The following is a 1,996-nucleotide window of genomic DNA, read 5'->3' on the forward strand; positions in this document are numbered from 1 at the left end:
CAACCTTGGTGCCTCGGACCTTTCCTCCGCCAAAATCTACCTCGTCAAAATCAAGCCTGATGATCCTAGATTTAAATATGAAATTCCAAATGGCAATGAAGCAGGTGCCTATCCAAAAGAATGGGTACCTGGAGGCGAAACAAAAAGCGGAACGAAGGAAGCTGCCCTGATCGGGTCCGAAAAAATCAATCACGGAGCTGACATGGACAAACTTCTGAGCCAATTTGACGACTGGGAACAACTCCAATGATCAGCAACTTTGAAAAAGCGCTAAATAGAGACGAATTCCCAGCCTACTTCAGAGGGGCTGGCATTTATTTCACGAAAGATCCTGACTGGGGAACTCAGCTACACATCATTAACTGGCAAGGACTTTGCGGCTTTCTAAAAACACAAAAAAGTCCAGAGCCCATATTAGCAAACGCATTCAAAAAATACGTAGCAACCATTAATAACACCGTAGAAGATGCAAATGATCTTCTCGAAAATATTGGCTGTTATTACTACATGCGAAAAAAGATTCCAGCCCTAGCTGCAAATGGGTTCGATCTAATCCGCGACTTGTCTAGAAATGAAAAGCAGATAATATCTAACTCCATGGGATTCCTGCGTCAAGAACTGAACAAAGCCAACAACGCACAAGACATTGAGCTTTACAATCGGCGAATGACAAAACTTCTAAATGATGGCGGACCAACAAATCTAGAAAATTTATAAGCACAAAATAAGGACAAAGGGACAGATTTATTTTCTAAGCGCTCATGAAAACAAACCTGAGAATCGTCTGGCCGACCTCCCCCTCCTCACGGAGGAGGCGCAAAATTCAAGGTGCGAACTTAGACTTTGCTAGGAGTATGCCAATTGCCTTATCCCGATCTGCAAAATGCTGTTCAACATGCTGGATTCACCGTCACCGAGTTCTCGGATCAGCGAGTATATTTCGGCTGTTGGTCGTTGACCGTCGAAGCTCATGGGTACACCTACTTAATAGTCAACGAAGGACGAGACGGTTGGTTAATGTTTTATCGCATGGGCACCGCAGGAACATTTACGGAACTGGACAAGAAAGTATCGACTTGGATGGACGACTCCGATAAAGCAACTCAATGCCTGATCTGGCTTTCTAGCTACCGTCCTCCCCTACAGCCCCACAAAGACCGAAATTATTATGTGATTGCCGAAAAGGATCTTGTACCGGAGCAACCCCACAGCGCTGACTGGCCAAAATTGATCGGCTACTGCTACGACGATGACTACTTTTTGTTTTTCGAAGGCAAGGGTCATGGACTGAGTGGGACAGCAGTACCCGCTTGCGGAGGCAAAAAAGCTGAGTGGCTAAAGATATTCGCGGCACTGGACGTCGAGTGGTTTATGAGCTGGCTGGAAACACTGAAGTTCACGTCGGAGGAGGCATTTACCTTAGCGTTAACCAAGAAGACAGGCTCGCTCGGAGTTCGTCGATATTAAAAACCATGGTGGAGACAGATTTGTTTCTACGTGACCATGAAAATAATCTGTCCCCCTTTTGCTTCCGATGCATTGCCATCGACAAGTCACTCCCAAAGAAACCGGATCACCACCCAACAAAGGAATGAACCCTTGGTTACCATTGCACGACCATTCGCCATGCTTCTGGCATTGACCCTTTCTCTTGACGCCGTTGCGCTGTCACTTCGATCAGAAAAGCGCGAAGACGGTGCCACTGTGCTGCTGCTCACCAACGACCCTGCCCCGGAGCACGCACCACAGCTCAACGAAGATCCGGCGATACGGGCCGCCTTGATTGACTTCATCGGTTACGCGACAGGCAGCTACACCAACGATGGCTCGTTGATCGTGACGCAAGTACTGGAATCTCTCGATTCAGAGTTCTCGACGTTTGAGGAAGGTGTGCCTGCCGGGCGCAAGATGCTTACCGCCATGGATGACGGTAACCACGGCGACGAACGCGGCGCGCTGTTGCTGGACGAAAAGGGGCAGTTGATCGCCGTTGGGC

2 protein-coding genes and 2 pseudogenes are annotated in these 1,996 nt (G+C 48.2%); all 4 read left to right on the forward strand.

From position 1 onward, the window contains the following. A pseudogene (locus tag AC1DLB_RS28720) lies at positions 1-250 on the forward strand (hypothetical protein); the annotation flags it as partial. Beyond that, on the forward strand, positions 247-717 hold the full coding sequence (locus AC1DLB_RS28725) for a hypothetical protein (protein WP_428634054.1): 471 nt from the start codon (positions 247-249) through the stop codon (positions 715-717). The pseudogene AC1DLB_RS28720 and the gene AC1DLB_RS28725, both read left to right, overlap by 4 nt. 144 nt (positions 718-861) lie before the next feature. After that, positions 862-1,467, forward strand: a complete 606-nt coding sequence (locus AC1DLB_RS28730; RefSeq protein WP_477743681.1) for a hypothetical protein — start codon at positions 862-864, stop codon at positions 1,465-1,467. Between the two features lie 159 nt (positions 1,468-1,626). Further along, positions 1,627-1,996: pseudogene (locus tag AC1DLB_RS28735) on the forward strand (hypothetical protein); the annotation flags it as partial.

It is taken from the genome of Pseudomonas sp. 05N434, from assembly GCF_056396965.1.